The sequence below is a fragment of the Lentzea sp. NPDC102401 genome, assembly GCF_044765805.1.
Taxonomy (GTDB): Bacteria; Actinomycetota; Actinomycetes; order Mycobacteriales; family Pseudonocardiaceae; genus Lentzea; species Lentzea sokolovensis.
Genome location: NZ_JBIWKS010000018.1, coordinates 117,043 through 134,603, shown reverse-complemented (window position 1 = coordinate 134,603; position 17,561 = coordinate 117,043). Strand labels below are relative to the sequence as shown.

Here is a 17,561-nt window from a genome sequence, read left to right as displayed (position 1 = left end):
GGCCCCCCCTGGGTTTTGGGGGGTTTGTTTGCCGTGTTGTTTTCGCCCGTGCGCCCCGCCGCCGCGCCCGCCGCGGCGCCGCGCGGCGCCCGGCCCCGCCCCGCTCGACGGGTTCACACCGCTCGCCCCTGGCTGCGGCGCACCGGGCACCCCCGGCGCCTCCGACATGTCCGGTGTCTGCACCACGGTCACCGCGGACTGCGTCACCGTCACCACCTGGGTCTGCGCGTCCGGAGTCACCGGTTTGTCCGCCGCCGGAGCCTCGCTCCCACCACCGGCGAAGTTCGCCACCACCACGGCCATCGCCCCGACGGCCACCGCCGCGGCCGAGATCGCCAGGCGCTTGCTCCGCCGGGACCGAGGCTCCGGCACGACCGGACCCGTGGGCGCGTCCGGAGCGACCGCCGCGTCGGGCAGCAACGCGGGCAACCCGCGGCTGGCCTCGAAAGCGGCGGTCAGCGAGCGCGCGCACTGGGCGGCGGTCGGCCGGCGCGACGGGTTCATGTCCGTCATCGCGGACAGCAGCGATTCCCAGGCAGGCGGCAGGTCGAGGGGAATCCGCGGCGACCGGGCGAGCCTGGCCAGCGCGGCCTCGGCGTCGCCGCCGGGGTACTCGCTGCGCCCGGTCAGGCACTCCAGCAGCACGAGGCCGAGCGCGTAGACGTCGGCGGCGGGTCCGACGTCCGAGCCGCGCACCTGCTCCGGCGACAGGTAGCCGGCGGTGCCGACCAGCACGCCGGACGTCGTCACCCGCGTCACCTCGGCCACCAGCGCGAGACCGAAGTCCGCGAGGTACGCCTGCTTCTCCTCGTCGTCGATCAGGATGTTGGACGGCTTGATGTCGCGGTGCACGACGCCGAGGGCGTGCACGTGGTCCAGGACCGCGGCGATCTGGCTGCCGATCCGCGCCACGAACCGGGGCGGCAGCGGTTCGCGCATGCGCTGGCGCAGGGTGCCGCCGGTGATCTCGCGCATCACGAAGTACGGGCGGCGCGACACCGAGCCCGACGCGTAGACCGGGATGATGCCGGGGCACTCCAGCGAGACCAGCATCGAGGCCTCGCGCTGCAGGCGCAGTTCGTCGTCCGGCAGGCCGGGGCCCGTGAAGATCTTGACCGCGACCGACGACGTGGTCTCGCGGTCGTACGCGCGGTAGACCTCCGCCATGCCACCCGAGCCGAGCAGCGACCCGATCACGTAGCGGTCGTCGACCACCGTGCCCGTCAGGTCACCGTCCCAGCGCTCGCTCATGGGCCTCCGCTCCGTCGCACTGCAAAACCTAACGGGTCGCGTGGAATCACGGCTACCCGGTCACGCCTGACGATCACACGACGATCAGTCCGGCTTCGATCTCCCTGACGACCGCCACATCGCGTTCCAGCTGGTCGGCATCGGTGCTCGCCAGCACTACCGAACCCAACGACGTCCACAGGTCATCGGTTCGCGGCACCGTCGAACCTTCGCGATAGGGCAGCGCGTCGCTCTGGTAACTGGGCAAAAGTGAGGCCAGCTCGTCAAATCGCACCGAGTTGCCGAGCTCGCCGGCCGCGGGCGAGGACAGGTACACCGACTTCACGTGCCGGTGCCGTGAGTACCGGCCGACCGACGTGTCACCGTCGACGCGGTGCGCCACCATCCGGGTGATCTGGCTTTCCCCGGTGCCCAGCACGGTGAGCTCCTGCTGCTCCGCACCCGCCAGCCGCGCGCCGATCTCGATCAGCCGCGGGCCGTCGGGGGTGATCATGACCTCGACGTGCGCGGGCCCGTTGCGGACGCCGGTCGCCTCGAGCACCTGGCGCACGTAACCGAACAACACGTCGACCACGGGCTCGTCCTGCGCGACCAGCGTGTTCGACAGGTAGATGCCGAGCCGGTCGCCACGCCGTTGCTTGGCATAGCGCCAGACCGCGACCAGGCCGTGCTCGCCGTCGACCGAGTAGGTGTCGACCTCGTACTCCGTGCCCACCGCGAGTTCCTGCACGAGCACCTTGTCGTTGCGGATGTTCAGCTTGTTAACGCAACCGAGAATCCGGTTGAACTTGGCCCGCCAGTCGTCGCCGGGCATCGCCACGAACACGTCGTCCGTACCGCCGCTCTCCTGCGGCTTCACCACGATCGGCGAGTCCTCCAGGCCTTCGCGCCGCAACCACGCGGCGACCTCGTCCACGCGGTCGGAGCTGATCTGACGCAGGTGCGGCACCTCGGCGGTGCGCAGCGCCACGGCCATCTGCCACTTGTCGCGGCGCGCGGAGGAGAGCGTCAGGACGTTCGACCGGCCCGGCGCGATGAGTTCCGACAACGTCTCCGCGGTCTCGACACCGGTCTCGGTGCCCGGCACGACGGCGATCGGCTCGTGCCCGGCCAGCTTCGCGGCGAGCTCGTCGAGGTCGTGCAGCACGTGGACCTCCGCGAAGTCGTCCGGGATCCAGTCCAGCCCCGCGGGAGGCTTCTCCGTCGTCAGCACCGCGATCGCGTCGACGCCCCGCGCCGCGAACGCGGGGGCGATGCCCTTGCCCGCCGAGTACGGATCCACCACCACGATGCTGCTCACCCTTGCTCCTTCGTTAGGACACTTGACGAACGAGGAGCACAACGGCCCTGGCGCGAGCGGGCATTCCTGTCTCGAATGGGTCGAGACGACCGTCACTCGAAACGCAACGCCTCATAGACAGGTCTTGTCACCAAACAGCCAGAAGACGCCCGCCAGACCCGCGCGAGCCGCGTGCGGAGATCGGTGCCGCCACTCAGGGCCTGGGCCACGAACTGCAGTCCGAGCAGCTCCGCGACGATCTGCTCGGCCGCGTGCCGGACGTTCACCTCCGGCCGCAGTTCCCCTCGTTCCCGCGCGAGCGACAGCAGCTCCCGCACCACGGCGACCCAGCCGACGACCTGCGCGGCGGCCACGACGTCGAAGAACACCGCCTCCCGCAACAGCTTCGCGCTGACCCGCACGGTGAGGTCGGTGTCCAGCCTGCGGATGAACTCGAACGACATCGCGATCAGCGCCTGGACCGGCGACTGCTCGATCGCGAGCTGCTCGTCGCGCAACCGGTGCCACAACAGCGACTGCTCCTCGATGATCGCGACGCCGAGAGCCTCTTTGGAACGAAAGTGGCAATACAGCGCACCTTTCGACACGTTCGCCCGCGCGCACACGGCGATGAGGCTGGATCCGGCGAAACCCTCGCGGTCGAACACCTCCGCGGCGGCGTGCAGCAGCTTGGCCCTCGTGCGGGCCGATCTCTCACGATTGACGCTCATGCCTCGGTCCGCGCGGCCCCTGTGGCGACGGCGACAGCCAATGTGTCGGGCATCTGCCAGTACTGCTCGATCTCTCCCATGTGCACGGACACGACGGCAGCGAAGCGCACGTCCACGCGCTCTGCCGTGGTCAGGACCCGCCAGCGTGCCGAACCGACCACGGCCGCGTCTCCTCCGTCGACGATCACCTGGCGGGCCGAGAGCCGCTCCAGGCCGAACGTGGCGAACAGGGTGAGAAACTGGGACTCGACCTCCCGGCGGGTGCGCTGGCCGGTCGTCCACCGGGCGCCACCAGGGTCGGGCGCCTCCCATTCCACGGTCGGTGCGCACAACCGCGCGATGCCCGCTGCGTCCTGCGCGGCCAGCCGCGCGAGAAACACCTGCACCACTTCGACCGTCGAGAGCATTTTCTCCACCTTCTCATCTCGGTCATTGCTGTCGCAACGGTCCTGGCGCGGTCACACTAGTCAAAGACCCACAATGCGAGAACGCGCACCCCGTTGGCCCAGTTCTCTTTCACCCAAACATCCGATCGGCGGATTCTGGTGGTACGCGAACTTTCAACGACCGCCGGTATCACCGCAATGCAGGGCCCCATGATCCAGACTTTGCGGCATGGTGGTCTACACACCCACTCATCACACCGAAACGGAGCAGAACCGTGCTCAAGGCAGCCCTACCAGCCACCGAGCACCAGGATGTGCCGCCCATTACCGCGCTGATTCCGCAGGCGAGGCGGGAGCAGGGCCTCACCCAGCGCGAACTCGCGGACCTGTTGTGCGAGATCTCACAAAACGACAGCATCACCCGTGAAGAAGTGTCGAGATGGGAACGCGGCAAACGCATTCCCGGCCCCTACTGGCGTGCCTTCCTCAGCGCGGCGCTCGACGTGCCGCACGCTGCGGTCGACAAGGCGGCGACGATCGCGCGGGAGACACGCAGGGCAACCTCGGAAGACCACTCCGGTTAACGGAGCGCGGGCAGGCCGAAGGGAACCTGCCCCCCGTCAGGGAAGCGGTGCACCGCCAGGACCTCGCGGCCACCGCCTTCCCGCAAGTCCCAGGCAGAGCAGGTCTTTGGCCCCCTGTGACGACCACCGGGCCGGGCCAGACTGCGATCTGTGACACCCCTGGGAAACTCGGTCGCAACGTACCTGCTACTCGCCGGGATGGCGTTCGGCGGCGCACCGGGGGTCTCCCCGGTCAAAGTGAACGAGATCGCGCTCGGATCGAGCGGATTCGTAGAACTGCGCAACACCGGCTCCACCGAGGCAGACATCGGAGGATGGTCGGTCCAGGCCTGCGCCGGCAGCACTGCGCGAATCCTCGCCACCATCCCACCGGACACCGTGCTACCTCCGGGTGAATACTTCCTGATAGTCGGCAGCGCGTTCAGCGGAACGGTGCCCAACGGGATCGTCGTGAGCACAGTGGACGGCTCGGGCGTTATCGCTCGAAACCGGCACGGCGCACACACCGACAGCGTGGGCCTGACCTCGTCCTCACCGTGCCGCGAAGACGGACCGGCCACGCCCTGCCCGAATTCCGGCGAGGGCACCTCGCTCGGCCGCGACAGCACCTCACGCGACACCGACCACAACTCCACCGACTTCACCTGCCACATTCCCACTCCCGGAGAAATCAATCCGTAACCTCGCTTTAATGGCCCCTTACGACTCACGAGAAATCAGAGCAAAGTCGGTCCCGGCGGCAAGACAGGTCATTTCACCAGACCAGACAGGCCACCACGAGAAATGCCCGCAACTAACTTCTCGAAGGGACCAGGACAATGCGTCGACTGCTGAGCGGAGCCACGGCTCTCGCATTCGCGAGCACCATCGCGTTCGTGGGAATGGCGACCGCGGCCGAGGAGCCCGGTGCTCCCGAGGTCATGGCCGTGCCGGCTGTGCTCGTCAACGAGGTTTCGACGATGGGCCCGAACGGACCGCTCGACGAGGCGATCGAGATCATCAACACCACCGACCAGCAGCTCGACCTCACCAACTGGGTGTTGAAGATCTACAACCAGCAGAACCAGGTCATCCAGACGATCCCGATGGTCGACACCCTCGGCCAGCCGATCGTGCTGGCGCCCAACAACAACGTCGGCTCCACGCTGGTGCTGACGGGCGCCGAGTTCTCCGGCACCACGAGCACGCAACACGTGCTCCCGGTGAACTTCCTCGGTGTTGAGGGCATTCCGGTGTACGGCGGTGTCGCGATCTTCGGCAGCAACGCGCCGACCGCTTTCAAGATCGACGGCGTCGCGTTCTCGGCGAGCGCGGTCACGCCCAAGGAGAGCGTGAACGCCGCGCCGGAAACCGCGCAGACCGCCGCACTGGGCGGCTCGAACACCCGCAACATCCTGAGCCAGGACACGAACAACAACCAGCGTGACTTCTCGCTGCAGGAACGCACCTTCTGACCGACCACCCCCAGGAGCCCGGGCCGTCACCGACGGTCCGGGCTCCGTCGTGTGGCGCGAAGTCGCCAACGGCGACCAACCGCCGCTTTCCACTGTTCCGCAAGGAATTCCGGCCCCTCATCCTGCTGTGAACTGATCACGAGGAGGCGCCGTGTTCCGACACGTCCTGGCACTAGCCATCGCCGCGGCCACGCTCGTCGCACCACCGGCGCACGCGGGCGCCCCAGCACCCCCGCCGCCCCAGACGTCCGAGGCGTCCCACCGGATCACGCTGATCACCGGGGACGTCGTCGACTACACCGAACGTTCGGACGGCCGGAAGTTCGCCCAGATCCACGCCGTGCCAAGGGAAGGCGAGCCACCGGTCTTCCACACGATGACGACGGGCAAAGGTCTGCACGTCTACCCCTCTGACGCGATCGGCGCGGTCACGTCCGGCACCGTCGACGAGACCCTCTTCAACGTCACCGAACTCGTGCGCACCGGCCAGTCCGACGACCGCACGGCCTCCGTCCCGGTGTTCATGACCGGTGGATTCAGTGCCAGCGCGCACACCAGGATCAACACCCTCAACGCGTCGGGCATCCACGTGGAGAAGGCCAAGGCGCAGGAGTTCTGGCGTTCCCTGGACATGAGCGTGAAGTCCGGCGTGCGGGTGAAGTACGACCGGCCGATCCGGGTCACGCTCGACCAGACCACGAAGCAGATCGGTGCCCCGGCGGCGTGGGCGGCGGGCCTCAACGGCGCGGGCGTCACGGTCGCCGTCGTGGACACCGGCATCGACCAGCACCACCCCGACATCGCCGCGAAGATCACCGAGACGGCGAACTTCTCCGACGAGCCCGACGTGACCGACCGCCACGGTCACGGCACGCACGTCGCCTCGATCATCGCGGGCACCGGCCCGAAGTACTCCGGCGTCGCCCCGGCGGCGAAGCTGAAGATCGCGAAGGTGTTCAACGGCGCGGGCGAGGGTGACACCTCGCAGGTGATGGCGGGCATCGAGTGGGCGGCCAGGTCCGGCGCGAAGATCGTCAACCTCAGCCTCGGCGGCGACGTCACGGACGGCTCCGACGACCTCAGCGCGCTGGTCGACCAGCTCTCCGCCGAGACAGGTGCGCTGTTCGTGGTGGCGGCTGGCAACAACGGCCCTGCTGGGCGTTCGATCACCGCTCCGGGTGCCGCGGCGTCCGCGCTGACGGTCGGCGCGGTCGACCGGCAGGACAAGCGTGCGCCGTTCAGCAGCACCGGCCCGCGCATCGGCGACGCGTACGTGAAGCCCGAGATCACCGCACCGGGTGTCGGCGTGGTCGCCGCGCGCGCCGCGGACACGTCGATGGGCGCGCCGGTCTCGGACCTGTACACCGCGGCGTCCGGCACCTCGATGGCCACGCCGCACGTCGCGGGCGCGGCGGCGTTGCTCGCCCAGCAGCACCCCGGCTGGACCGCGCAGCAACTGAAGAACGCACTCGTGACCAGCGCTGCCGACGTGGCCATGCCGTGGTTCGAGCAGGGCGCGGGCCGGCTGGACGTGGCACGCGCCGTGGCCGCGAAGGCAACCGGACCGGCGTCGGTGAGCTTCGGGCGGCAGGAGAAGGGATCCGGCGACACGCTCACCCGGGAACTCCCCTACAGCAACGACTCCGACTCCCCGATCACCCTCGACCTGGCCGCGGCGCTGAAGGGCTGGGACGGCACGTCCACGACGGCGTTCCGGCTCAGCACCTCCCGTCTCACCGTTCCGGCCCGCTCCCAGGCCACCGCGATCCTCACCCTCGACCCCGACGCCGGTCCGGCGGGCGTCTACGGCGGCGTCGTCACGGCCACCGGCGCGGACACCACCCTCCGCACCGCGGTCAGCGTCTACGAGGCACCGCGGACGTTCCCGGTGTCGGTGCACGTGCGCGACACCGCGGGCAGGGCACCCGCACCCGCCTTCGGCCAGCTCATCGACGACTCCAACGGCCAGGACGACGCCAACGACCCGTTCGACGACACCCTCAGCTACGTCTTCGACGTGGTGAACGGCGAGGGCGTCGCGAACGTGCCGAGCGGCCGCTACTCCGCGGTGAGCTGGGCGACCGAGAACACGGCAGGAGTGCGCCGCTGGTCCGCACTGGCCGCACCGGAACTGACCGTCGCCGGTGCTCAGGACGTCTCACTCGACGCGCAGCGGACCGTGCCGATCGAGGTCGTGCCGCCGGGCCCGGCCGAGCAACGCGACCGCACCGTCACGATGCGCCGCGTCCTGCCCGCCGAGGGTGGCAACCTGCCCCTGATCACCGAGACCTCGGCCGCGCTCGGCACCGCTCCGTGGGAGATCCGCGCCACCCCGTCCCCCGCAGCCAGCAAGGGCGCGATCTCGTTGCAGGACAACGTGACCCTGCAGACCGCCACGGTCACGCTGACCTCCGGCGGCCGCACGCTCAAGGCCGACGGCGACGTCGCCGTGCTGTCCGCGAAGTGGTCTGGCGATCGGACCGACGTCAAGGTCGTCAAGATCAAGCCGGACACCCCCGCCGTCATGGTCAAGGCCGCCAACGCCGCCGCGACCACCGCCGCCCAGGAAGGCAGGAAGGCCCTGCTGTCCTATGTGGACCAACCGGGCGCGCTCCCGCTGACCGGGCTTGCCAGCACCGCCCTGCCCTCGCTCAGCGTCAGCAACGCCGACGGCGAGTTCCTCGCGAAGCAGCCGGCGATCAAGCTCAGCATCAGGTCCGGTCCGGAGTCCGTGTTCAACCTCAGCTACCTCGACGCCAACGGCATCCCGGCCGCCCACCGGCAGGCGGTCGACCCCGCGAAGCTCGTGCTGCGCAAGACCTCCTACCACGCCGACAAACCCGGCCTCACCGTGCAGAAGACCTGGTACCCGTTCCCGACCGGGCTGTGGCAGACGCAGATCATGCGCGGCACCACGTTCACCCCGCCCGCCGCGTGGAACGAGTACATCGGCCCCGGCGACGACCGGATCGTCTGGAAGCGCTCGGTCACGTTGAGCGGTACGGACGACAAGGGCGCTCGCGCGGCAATGGCGATGTACCAGGAGAACGTGTTCCGCGAAGGCCAGGCGCCCGCCCTCGAGCGCTGGTTCGCCGGACCGATGCACAGCACCGCGATCGACCTGCAGTCCGACCACCCCGCCCGCTACCCCGCCGCGGGCGACGCGTGGCGCCAGCTCTGCTCGGACTGCCGGACCGGCGACACGTTCGTCCCCGCTCTGCAGTGGACGGACGACAGCGCCGGCCACTACACAAACCCCTACCAGAACAGCAAGTTCTTCACGACGACCAAGGTCCGCCTCTTCCAGGGCGACCGCGAGATCGCGCAGAACCAGGACCCGCTGGCGTACTACCCGACCTTCCCGCTGTCGCCGGACCAGGCCACCTATCGCCTGGAGAAGGTCGAAAGCCACGCGCCGGGCGCCGTCGCGGGCGCCGTCAACCCCGTCCTGTTCACCCTCGCCCCGCGCACCGAGACGACGTGGACGTTCCAGTCACGCCGCTCGCTCAACCCGCCACCGCGCGGCTACTCCTGCCACGCCCAGGCGGCGAGCTGCCAGTTCCAGCCGCTCGTCCAGCTGCGGCACGACCTGCCGCTCGACCTGACGAACTCCGCACCGGCGAACACGCCGTTCGTCTACCACGTCACCGCGTCGAGCAGCGCGCCCGTGACCGTGGTGAAGGTGCAGTGGTCCGCGGACGGCGTGACCTGGCGGCCGGCGCGGATCGAACCCGAGGGTGGCCGCTGGCAGGTCACGATCGACAAGCCGAGCGGTGACGTGTGGCTGCGCACCGACGCCAGGGACGGCGCCGGGAACACCGTCACGCAGACCATCCAGAAGGCGTTCCGCACTCACTGAGGCGGTAGAAGGGAACCCGCACCTCTCGAAGCCGCGCGCAGACCCGCCTGGAACCGGGTCTGCGCGCCCAGCTCGTCCATCAGCCGGTGCAGGCGCCGCTGGTACGTCCGGTAGCTCAGCCCGAGCTGCTTGGCGATGCTGCGGTCCGGCAACCCGGTCGCCAGCAACGCGAGCAGCCGCGCGTCCGCGATCGAGACCTCGGAGCTCGCCGGCTGTCCCGGCAGCGACAGCGGTACCGCGTCGTCCCAGAGCTTCCCGAACAGCGCCCCGAGCGAGTCGAGCAACGCCGACCGGTGCACGATCACCGCGCTCTCCAGCGTCGTCTCGGTGCTGTACAACGGAATGAGCCCGAGGTGGGAGTCCGCGAGGATCATCTTCGTCGGCGCGACCGCGACGACCCGTGCCTCCTCCCCCAGCGACAGGCCCATTTCCAGGTCGGCGCGCAGGTCGTGCAGCTCCAGTGCCTGGCGTTCGTAGATGCCCCGGAACCGGACGCCGCGGCGCAGCAGCTCATCCTCCACCGGGTGCAACGACGTGGGCGCCTTGGCGTACGGAGGCTTGTCCACGAACCGCACCTCGTGCCGGGCCGTGCGCATCACCTGGTCCACGCGCCGCGAGATCGCCTCCGCCCCGTGCACCACCTCGACGAGGTCCGCGGGAGCGCGCACGCCCGCCGCTCGTTCGTAGCGGACCTGCAACGCGCCCGCCAGCAGCCGCTCCCGCCGCAGATCCTCCTCGCGGCGCAGGAAGTACGCCGCCAGCGCGACGTCCGGGGCGACGGCCGTGTGCAGCCCGTCGACCTGGTGGACGAAGCCGAGCTCGGTCAACGACCTCAGCGCGGCTCGCACCTCCCGCTCAGGCAGCTCCGCCGCGGGGCACAGCTCCGCCAGCCCCAGCTGGTAGGAGTCCACGAGCACCTCGTAGACCGCGAGTTCCGTCGGACGCAATCCGAGCACGCAAGCCAGTATGCCGACTTCGGGCAGCCGTTGACGCGGGGCCGGAAACGGGTGTAGACATCGGTTGAAAAGGTTTTCACAACCTTCTCATCGCCGCCGCTCGCAGTTGTTGCCAACGCATGCGTGCGAAAGGACGGCCGATGGAGACCAATCGCCGCGACTTCCTCAAAGTCGCCGGTGCCACCGCGGGTGTCACGATGTTGTCCTGCTCGTTCCTGCCGGCGCCGGTCGCCTCGGCGCAGGACCACACCGCGATACCGATGGCAGAGTCGCCGTGGGACCAGGTGCCCGCGATCCTCGCGAAGATCGTGCCGCCCACGTTCCCCAACGCCAGGTTCGACATCACGGCGTACGGCGCCAAGGGCGACGGCAAGACTAAGAACACCGAGGCGTTCAGGAAGGCCGTCGAGGCCTGCACCGCGGCGGGTGGCGGCCAGGTCGTCGTGCCCAAGGGCACCTTCCTGACCGGCGCGATCACCTTGCTGAGCAACGTGAACCTGCACGTCTCGGAAGGCGCCACCATCCTGTTCTCCACCGATCCCAAGGACTTTCCGCTGGTCTACACCCGGTGGCAGGGCATCGAGTGCATGAACTTCTCGTCGTTCATCTACGCCCGCAAGGCCGAGAACATCGCGATCACCGGACCCGGCCTGATCGACGGCCAGGCCCCGTCCGGCCCGTGGTTCGACTACGACGGCAAGCGGCAGCCCGACTGGGAACAGCTGCAGAAGCAGGCCGTCGACAACAGGCCGGTGGCCGACCGGAAGTTCGGCATGGGCCACTACCTGAAGCCGAACATGATCACGCTGTACGAGTGCCGCAACGTACTGGTCGAAGGCGTTCAGCTGCGCAACTCCGCGATGTGGAACGTGCATCCGGTGCTGTGCTGCAACGTGACGATCCGCGACATCTTCGTGTACAGCCGCGGCGCCATGGTCGACGGCTGCGATCCCGAGGCATCGCAGTACGTCCACATCACCGGATGCCGGTTCGACTGCGGCGACGACGGCATCGCGATCAAGGCAGGTCGCGACATCGACGGCCGCCGGGTCGGTGTGGCCAGCGAGAACATCGTGATCGAGAACTGCTCGTTCGAGGGTCGCTGGGGCGCCCTGACGGTCGGCAGCGAGATGTCCGGCGGCGTGCGCAACGTCTTCTTCCAGGACTGCACGGTGAAGAAGGGGTCGTCGTACAAACCGTTCCACGTCCTGTACATCAAGACGAACAAGCGGCGCGGCGGCACCGTCGAGAACATCCACGCCCGCCGGATCAAGGCCACCGACGTCGACCGCGAGGCGATCATGGTGACGCTGAACTACAGCCTCACCGGCCCCGGCTACGGCCCGATCGTGAACCCCAGGGTGCAGAACATCACCGCCGACGGCTTCACCGTCAACGGGGTCAAGAAGACCGCCGTCACCCTGGACGGACTCGACGAGTCGCACATCAGGAACGTCGCGATCTCCAACAGCACCTTCACGAACGTGACCACCGCCAAGCCCAGCATCAAGAACGCGGACGGCACCAAGTTCACCAACGTGACCATCAACGGCAAGAAGGTCTGAGGGGAACCCGTGTCCTTGTCACGTCGTGATTTCGCACGTGCCTCCGGCCTGACCGCCGCCGGTCTCCTGCTGCCCACCGGGGTCGCCGGAGCGGCCGCGGACCCCTGGCACGAGGTGCCGATGATCCTGGCACGGATCTGCCCTCCCCGTTTCCGCGGGAAGGACTACGACGTCACCGCGTTCGGTGCGAAGGGTGACGGCCTCACCAAGAACACCGAGGCGTTCCAGCGCGCGATCACCGCGTGCCATCGCGCCGGCGGCGGACGTGTCGTGGTGCCCGCGGGCACGTTCCTCACCGGCGGCATCCGGCTGCTGTCCAACGTGGATCTGCACGTCTCGGCAGGCGCCACCGTCAGGTTCTCCACCGACCCCGACGACTACCTGCCGCTCGTGCTCACCCGCTGGGAGGGCACGCTCTGCCACAACTACCAGCCGTTCATCTACGCGTTCGAGCAGAAGAACATCGCCATCACCGGTGGCGGCACCCTCGACGGCGACGCGGTGAACGGCAGGTGGGCCGGTTGGGGCGCGGGCTCGACGACGTTGCTGCGGCAGTGGGGCGAGGACGGCGTCCCGGTCGAGCAGCGGATCATGGGGCCGGGCAGGAACATGCGACCGAACATGATCCAGTTCTTCCGCTGCCAGAACCTGCTGGTCGAGGACGTGCTGATCCGCAACCCGGCGATGTGGTCGCTGCACTTCGTGTTCTCCCGCAACATCACCGTGCGCCGGATCGAGATCTACTCCACGAACTCGCAAGGCGACGGCGTGGATCTCGACTCGTCGTCCTACGCGCACGTGCACGATTCGAAGTTCAACACCAACGACGACTGCGTCGTGCTGAAGTCAGGCCGGGACGCCGACGGGCGACGCGTCGGCATCCCGTCCACGCACGTCGTGGTGGAGCGTTGCAAGTTCTCCGGCCGGTGGGGTGGGATCACGATCGGCAGCGAGATGTCCGGTGGTGTGTCTCGAGTCTTCTGCCGCGACTGCGAGATCAACGCGCCGGACTTCCCCGGCCGGTACCCGATCAAGCACGCCCTCTACGTCAAGACCAACCAGGACCGCGGCGGCGTGATCGACGGCGTGCACCTGCGCAACGTCTTCGGGCAGAACGTCGAGCGCGAGATCCTGTTCGTGTCGATGTACTACCAGAACGGCGGCACGAAGGGCTTCTTCCCGCGGATCGGCAACCTCACGATCGACCGGATGCGGATCAACGGCGGCCGGGTCGCGGCGACCTTCCGCGGCTTCCCGCAGCAGCACATCAGGAACGTCCGGATCACCCACTCGACGTTCACCGCGATCACCGAACCGAACCTGATCGAACACACCGACGACCTGGTGTTCCGCAACACCACGATCAACGGGGTGGTGCCGGCGTGAGACACCTGCTCGCACTTCTCCTGGTGGCAGCCGGCCTCTCGGCCGGCGCACCGGTCGCGATGGCCGGCACAGGCCTGACGTGGAAGGCCGTGAACAGCCCGTTCTCGCTGGACTTCCAGGACGGCGGGCGCGCGCTGACCGGCCAGCGCGAGACGTTCTACCGCCTCGCCGACGGCACGCAGCACTCGTTGACGAAGGTCGTCGCCCAGAAACGGGTTCCGGGCGGCGTGCGCTACGTCGTGGCGACCACCGAGGCCGCACGGACGGCGGACGTGGTCGTGACGCGGACCGGGCGGGGCCTGCGCGTCGGCTGGACGCTGGAGCCGTCGACCGGAGTCGCGCAGGTGTCGGCCAACCTGACCGGCTCGATGGAGGAGCACTTCCTCGGCGGCGGCGCGCACACGATGTTCGTCGACCTGCAACGACGTGTGCTGCTGAACAAGGCCGTGTTCGTCGGCGCCTCCACGTTCGGCAAGTGCAACAAGAACGGCGCGCCCTCGACGTTCTTCATGTCCAGCGCGGGCTATGGCGTCTACGCCGACACCCGTGCGATCGGCAGGACGGCGTTCCCCGGTGCCCTGGCCGACGACCACTGCGCGGACAAGCCGGCGCCCTGCCCGGTGACGTTCGGCGTGTCGGACCGGATTCAGTTGTGCTTCAAGACCTCCCGCCTCGACTACGAGGTCTATTCGGGCTCACCGGCACAGGTCAACAGCGCCTACTTCAAGCGCGTCGGCACGCCCACGCTGCCGCCGGCTCGCCAGTTCGCGCTGACCAAGTGGCGTGACAAGTACAACCACTCCGACGAGGTCGTCGAGGACGTCACGCAGTTCCAGGCGCGCGGCGTCCCGCTGGACACGCTGTGGGTCGACAACCCGTGGGAGCAGGGTCCGGAGGGCGCCCGGCCGACCTACGCGTGCATCGGCGCGCTGAAGTTCGACAAGACCATGTACCCGGACGCGCAGGGCACGATCGACTGGATGCGGTCGCGTGGCGTGAACATGGGCGTGTGGGTGGCGCCGTTCCTGAGCAAGGCCTCGGACGGCAGGACATGCCCGCACGACTATCCCGAGGGGTCCTTCGCCCAGTCGGATCGCACGAACGTGTGGGACATCGACCTCACGAACCCCGTCGCGCGCGCTCACTACGAGGCGAAGCTGGAAGCCGTGTTCCGGATGGGCGTGAACTTCGTGAAGGGCGATCGCGGTGAGGAGCACAACTTCGAGGAGACGACGTTCGCCGGCGGTCCCGGCACGCTGATCCACAACGAGTATCCGTTGCTGTACGCGGAATCCGTGGTGAAGATGCTGCGGAAGGTGCACGGGGACGACTACACGACGTTGTTCCGCGCGGGCGGCGACGGGATGCCCGCGATCCTGCACGGGTTCTGGCAGGCCGACGCCGACATGAGCTTCGACGGCCTGCGGCTCACGACCCGGCGCGGCATCAACTCGTGGATCTCCGGCCACCCCGTGCACGGCTCGGACATCGGCGGTTACCGCAACCTCGGCGGCGGGCCGTCGGAGTCGCTGTTCGTGCGGTGGGCGCAGCAGTCCGCGGTGACGCCGGTCTTCCAGGTCGGCAGCTCCGGCCGGAACTCGACGCCGTGGCTGTACGACGCGGCGACGTTCGAGCGGTTCAAGCGAGCGGCCGTCCTGCACTACGAGCTGTTCCCGTACCTGTACGCGCAGGCGGTTCGCGCTTCCCTGGACGGCACGCCGATCACACAGCCCATGGCGTTCCGCTACCCCGGCGAGGAGGCGGCGTGGAAAGCCGACCAGCAGTTCATGGTCGGTCCGGACCTGCTCGCGGCACCGGTGACCGCCGATCGCGCCGAAACCGACGGGGCGGCAGGCGAACCGACGCCGGTCGACGTCTGGCTGCCCCGAGGTGAGTGGATCGACCTGTTCTCCGGAGCGCGGGTGACCGGTGGCAGGACGATCACACGGGAGTCCACTTTGGACGAGTTCCCGCTGTACCTGCGGGCTTCCGCAGCCATGCCGTTCAACTTCCGCACGCCGGACGTCTGGTCGAAGGCCTGGGACGTCAACGACCTGGACCGGCGCGACCGCGCGGGCTGGCTCGTGTCGCCCACAGCAAACGGGACGTTCGGCGGCCTGCGGGTCGACTCGTTCGGCAAGCACGTCCTCGTGACGCTGCGAAACGCTCCGGGCGAGTCGCAGCTGATGGTGCCGGCGAACGTGCAACGCGTGGTGATCGACGGCAAACCGGTGCGGGCCTCGACCGTCGAGGATCTGCGCGGCAGGGCGACGGGCTGGGCGGCTGTCTCCTCGGCGCCCGGCACGTTCGGTGGCACGGTGCTGAAGCTTCAGCCCCGACACGGCTCCAGCACCGTGCTGCTCACTCTCGGCTGAGGTGTGCCTGGAGGTCGTCCACGAACCGGCTGAGCAGCCGGCCGAGCGTCTGCTGGTCCTCCTCGGACCAGTCGGCGACCGCGCCGGTGAGCCAGCCGAGGACGGCCTCCAGGTAGCGCCCGGCCGCCGCGGCGCCTGTCTCCGTCAGCTCCACCAGGCGTGCGCGCTGGTCGTCCGGGTCGACGACGCGACGCACCAGCCCGGCGCGCTCCAGGTCGTGCAGGTGCCTCGTGACGTGCGGGCCGACGACCTGCATCCGTGCGGCGATCTCCCCCACCCGCAACGGCTGCCCGGCCATGCGCAGGGTGATGAGCACGGTCAGGCCGGGCCGGTCGATCGGGAGGCCGACGTGCTCCATCCCCCGTTCGACCAGTTGGCTGCGGTTGAGCACGGTGCCCAGTTGCATCAGGCGCGGCAGCAGTGCCACAGGGTCCAGGGCCTCGCTCATCTCACACCTTACTTACCTAACTTAGGTATATACTTGCCTCAGTCGCAGGCAACCGTAGCGATCATCGCGGCCTGAAAAAGGATACCTAAGTCAGTTATCTGGAGGAATCATGAGCTCAGTCCTGATCTCCGGCGCCAGCATCGCGGGCCCCGCGCTCGCGTTCTGGCTGCGCCGGAACGGCTTCGACGTCACCGTCGTGGAGAAGTCCCACGCCCTGCGCGGCGGTGGCTACCCGATCGACATCCGCGGCACCGCGTTAGAGGTGGTCGACCGCATGGGCCTGCTCCCCCGTCTGCGCGAGGCCCACGTCGACACCCGCCAGATCACGTTCCTCGACGCCGACGGCAGCCGCATCGCGTCGCTCCGCCCGGAGTCGCTCACCGGTGGCGACGGCACCGACCTGGAGGTGCGGCGCGGCGACCTCGCCGAGATCCTCTACGACACCGTGCGCGACGACGTGGAGTTCCTCTTCGACAACACCATCGTCACCATGAACGAGCACTCCGGTGGCGTGGACGTGACGTTCCGCAGCGGCCTTCAACGCACCTACGACCACGTCATCGGCGCTGACGGGCTCCACTCGACGGTGCGGGCGCTGACGTTCGGCCCGGAGGAGCAGTTCCACCGCTACCTCGGCTACTGCTTCGCGGGCTTCACGCTGCCCAACCACCTCGGCCTCCGGCGGGAAGCGTTGATGTGGAACGAGCCCGGCCGCGCCGCCGCGCTGTACGCGGTGGGGTCGAACGAGAGCGTGCACGGGTTCCTGAGCTTCACGCGCCCTGAGGCTCCGTTCGGTGCGTTCCGCGATCCGCAGGCCCAGCGCGATCTCGTGGCGTCGGTGTTCACCGACGACGGCTGGGAGGTTCCTGGGATGGTCAAGGCGATGCACGAGGCGGACGACCTGTTCTTCGACACGGTCAGCCAGATCCGCATGCCGCACTGGTCGTCCGGCCGCGTCGCTCTCGTCGGTGACGCCGCGTACGCCCCGTCGTTCCTCACGGGGCAGGGATCGAGCCTCGCGCTCGTCGGCGCGTACGTGCTGGCGGGCAACATGAGCGACTTCGGGGCGTACGAACGCACGATCCGGCCGTTCGTGGAGGCGAACCAGGGCCTGGTGGACGTGGGCAACGCGGAACTGTTCCCCGGCACCACCGAGGCACTGGCCGCACGCAACGCCGCCCTGTGCTTCCGCGAGACGATCCCCGCTGCGCCCGCCCGGCCCGAGCACTCGGCGCTGACCCTCCCGGAGTTCCCGCTGCTATCTCCGTGACAGCTCTTCCACAGGCG

At 68.8% G+C, this 17,561-nt stretch carries 14 protein-coding genes; 8 read left to right on the top strand and 6 right to left on the bottom strand.

Annotated elements, in window-relative coordinates:
- The 4 genes from ACIRG5_RS42975 to ACIRG5_RS42960 form a co-directional block, all read right to left on the bottom strand.
- Positions 1–1,251, bottom strand: a 1,251-nt coding sequence (locus ACIRG5_RS42975; protein WP_402916288.1) for a serine/threonine-protein kinase, incomplete at its 3' end; no start/stop codon positions are given.
- 73 nt (positions 1,252–1,324) lie between these two features.
- Positions 1,325–2,551 (bottom strand): ATP-grasp domain-containing protein, encoded by a 1,227-nt coding sequence (locus ACIRG5_RS42970; protein WP_402916286.1) that lies wholly within the window; start codon positions 2,549–2,551, stop codon positions 1,325–1,327.
- Positions 2,552–2,643: 92 nt separating this feature from the next.
- On the bottom strand, positions 2,644–3,261 hold the full coding sequence (locus ACIRG5_RS42965) for a ScbR family autoregulator-binding transcription factor (RefSeq protein ID WP_402916284.1): 618 nt from the start codon (positions 3,259–3,261) through the stop codon (positions 2,644–2,646).
- Positions 3,258–3,668 carry a nuclear transport factor 2 family protein gene (locus ACIRG5_RS42960; RefSeq protein ID WP_402916282.1) on the bottom strand — a complete coding sequence of 137 codons (411 nt, stop codon included), beginning with the start codon at positions 3,666–3,668 and terminating at the stop codon, positions 3,258–3,260. Before ACIRG5_RS42960 ends, ACIRG5_RS42965 begins: the two co-directional genes overlap by 4 nt.
- Before the next feature lie 254 nt (positions 3,669–3,922).
- On the opposite strand from ACIRG5_RS42960, the gene ACIRG5_RS42955 reads away from it, so the two are divergent.
- The 4 genes from ACIRG5_RS42955 (at position 3,923) to ACIRG5_RS42940 (ending at position 9,544) form a co-directional block, all read left to right on the top strand.
- Positions 3,923–4,231: a helix-turn-helix transcriptional regulator gene (locus ACIRG5_RS42955; protein WP_402916280.1), complete on the top strand. Its 309-nt coding sequence runs from the start codon at positions 3,923–3,925 to the stop codon at positions 4,229–4,231.
- 198 nt (positions 4,232–4,429) lie between these two features.
- A complete protein-coding gene (locus ACIRG5_RS42950) occupies positions 4,430–4,912 on the top strand; it encodes a lamin tail domain-containing protein (RefSeq protein ID WP_402916278.1) in 483 nt (160 codons plus the stop codon).
- 137 nt (positions 4,913–5,049) lie between these two features.
- Positions 5,050–5,685 (top strand): lamin tail domain-containing protein, encoded by a 636-nt coding sequence (locus tag ACIRG5_RS42945; RefSeq protein ID WP_402916276.1) that lies wholly within the window; start codon positions 5,050–5,052, stop codon positions 5,683–5,685.
- A 151-nt stretch (positions 5,686–5,836) separates the two neighbouring features.
- On the top strand, positions 5,837–9,544 hold the full coding sequence (locus tag ACIRG5_RS42940; protein WP_402916274.1) for a S8 family peptidase: 3,708 nt from the start codon (positions 5,837–5,839) through the stop codon (positions 9,542–9,544).
- Here the strand turns inward: ACIRG5_RS42940 and ACIRG5_RS42935 are convergent.
- Positions 9,538–10,500: a helix-turn-helix domain-containing protein gene (locus tag ACIRG5_RS42935; protein WP_402916272.1), complete on the bottom strand. Its 963-nt coding sequence runs from the start codon at positions 10,498–10,500 to the stop codon at positions 9,538–9,540. The genes ACIRG5_RS42940 and ACIRG5_RS42935 overlap by 7 nt on opposite strands.
- A gap of 140 nt (positions 10,501–10,640) precedes the next feature.
- Here ACIRG5_RS42935 and ACIRG5_RS42930 point away from each other — a divergent pair, with 140 nt between their 5' ends.
- From ACIRG5_RS42930 to ACIRG5_RS42920, 3 genes are read left to right on the top strand one after another with little or no spacing between them, the layout of a single operon-like run.
- Positions 10,641–12,065: a glycoside hydrolase family 28 protein gene (locus ACIRG5_RS42930; RefSeq protein ID WP_402916270.1), complete on the top strand. Its 1,425-nt coding sequence runs from the start codon at positions 10,641–10,643 to the stop codon at positions 12,063–12,065.
- Between the two features lie 9 nt (positions 12,066–12,074).
- Positions 12,075–13,451: a glycoside hydrolase family 28 protein gene (locus tag ACIRG5_RS42925; RefSeq protein WP_402916268.1), complete on the top strand. Its 1,377-nt coding sequence runs from the start codon at positions 12,075–12,077 to the stop codon at positions 13,449–13,451.
- Positions 13,448–15,826: a TIM-barrel domain-containing protein gene (locus ACIRG5_RS42920; RefSeq protein ID WP_402916266.1), complete on the top strand. Its 2,379-nt coding sequence runs from the start codon at positions 13,448–13,450 to the stop codon at positions 15,824–15,826. Before ACIRG5_RS42925 ends, ACIRG5_RS42920 begins: the two co-directional genes overlap by 4 nt.
- Here ACIRG5_RS42920 and ACIRG5_RS42915 read toward each other — a convergent pair.
- The gene (locus ACIRG5_RS42915) at positions 15,813–16,274 is read right to left on the bottom strand and encodes a MarR family winged helix-turn-helix transcriptional regulator (protein WP_402916264.1); all 462 of its coding nucleotides are present in this window, start codon (positions 16,272–16,274) and stop codon (positions 15,813–15,815) included. The genes ACIRG5_RS42920 and ACIRG5_RS42915 overlap by 14 nt on opposite strands.
- 109 nt (positions 16,275–16,383) lie before the next feature.
- Between ACIRG5_RS42915 and ACIRG5_RS42910 the strand changes: the two genes are divergently transcribed.
- The gene (locus ACIRG5_RS42910; RefSeq protein ID WP_402916262.1) at positions 16,384–17,544 is read left to right on the top strand and encodes an FAD-dependent monooxygenase; all 1,161 of its coding nucleotides are present in this window, start codon (positions 16,384–16,386) and stop codon (positions 17,542–17,544) included.
- Positions 17,545–17,561: the final 17 nt, after the last annotated feature.

Bases quoted from the DNA above. Each gene is read 5' to 3' on its own strand.
- ACIRG5_RS42965 (WP_402916284.1), bottom strand. From the start codon at position 3,261: ATGAGCGTCAATCGTGAGAGATCGGCCCGCACGAGGGCCAAGCTGCTG.
- ACIRG5_RS42950 (WP_402916278.1), top strand. From the start codon at position 4,430: ATGGCGTTCGGCGGCGCACCGGGGGTCTCCCCGGTCAAAGTGAACGAG.
- ACIRG5_RS42915 (WP_402916264.1), bottom strand. From the start codon at position 16,274: ATGAGCGAGGCCCTGGACCCTGTGGCACTGCTGCCGCGCCTGATGCAA.
- ACIRG5_RS42945 (WP_402916276.1), top strand. From the start codon at position 5,050: ATGCGTCGACTGCTGAGCGGAGCCACGGCTCTCGCATTCGCGAGCACC.
- ACIRG5_RS42930 (WP_402916270.1), top strand. From the start codon at position 10,641: ATGGAGACCAATCGCCGCGACTTCCTCAAAGTCGCCGGTGCCACCGCG.
- ACIRG5_RS42960 (WP_402916282.1), bottom strand. From the start codon at position 3,668: ATGCTCTCGACGGTCGAAGTGGTGCAGGTGTTTCTCGCGCGGCTGGCC.
- ACIRG5_RS42910 (WP_402916262.1), top strand. From the start codon at position 16,384: ATGAGCTCAGTCCTGATCTCCGGCGCCAGCATCGCGGGCCCCGCGCTC.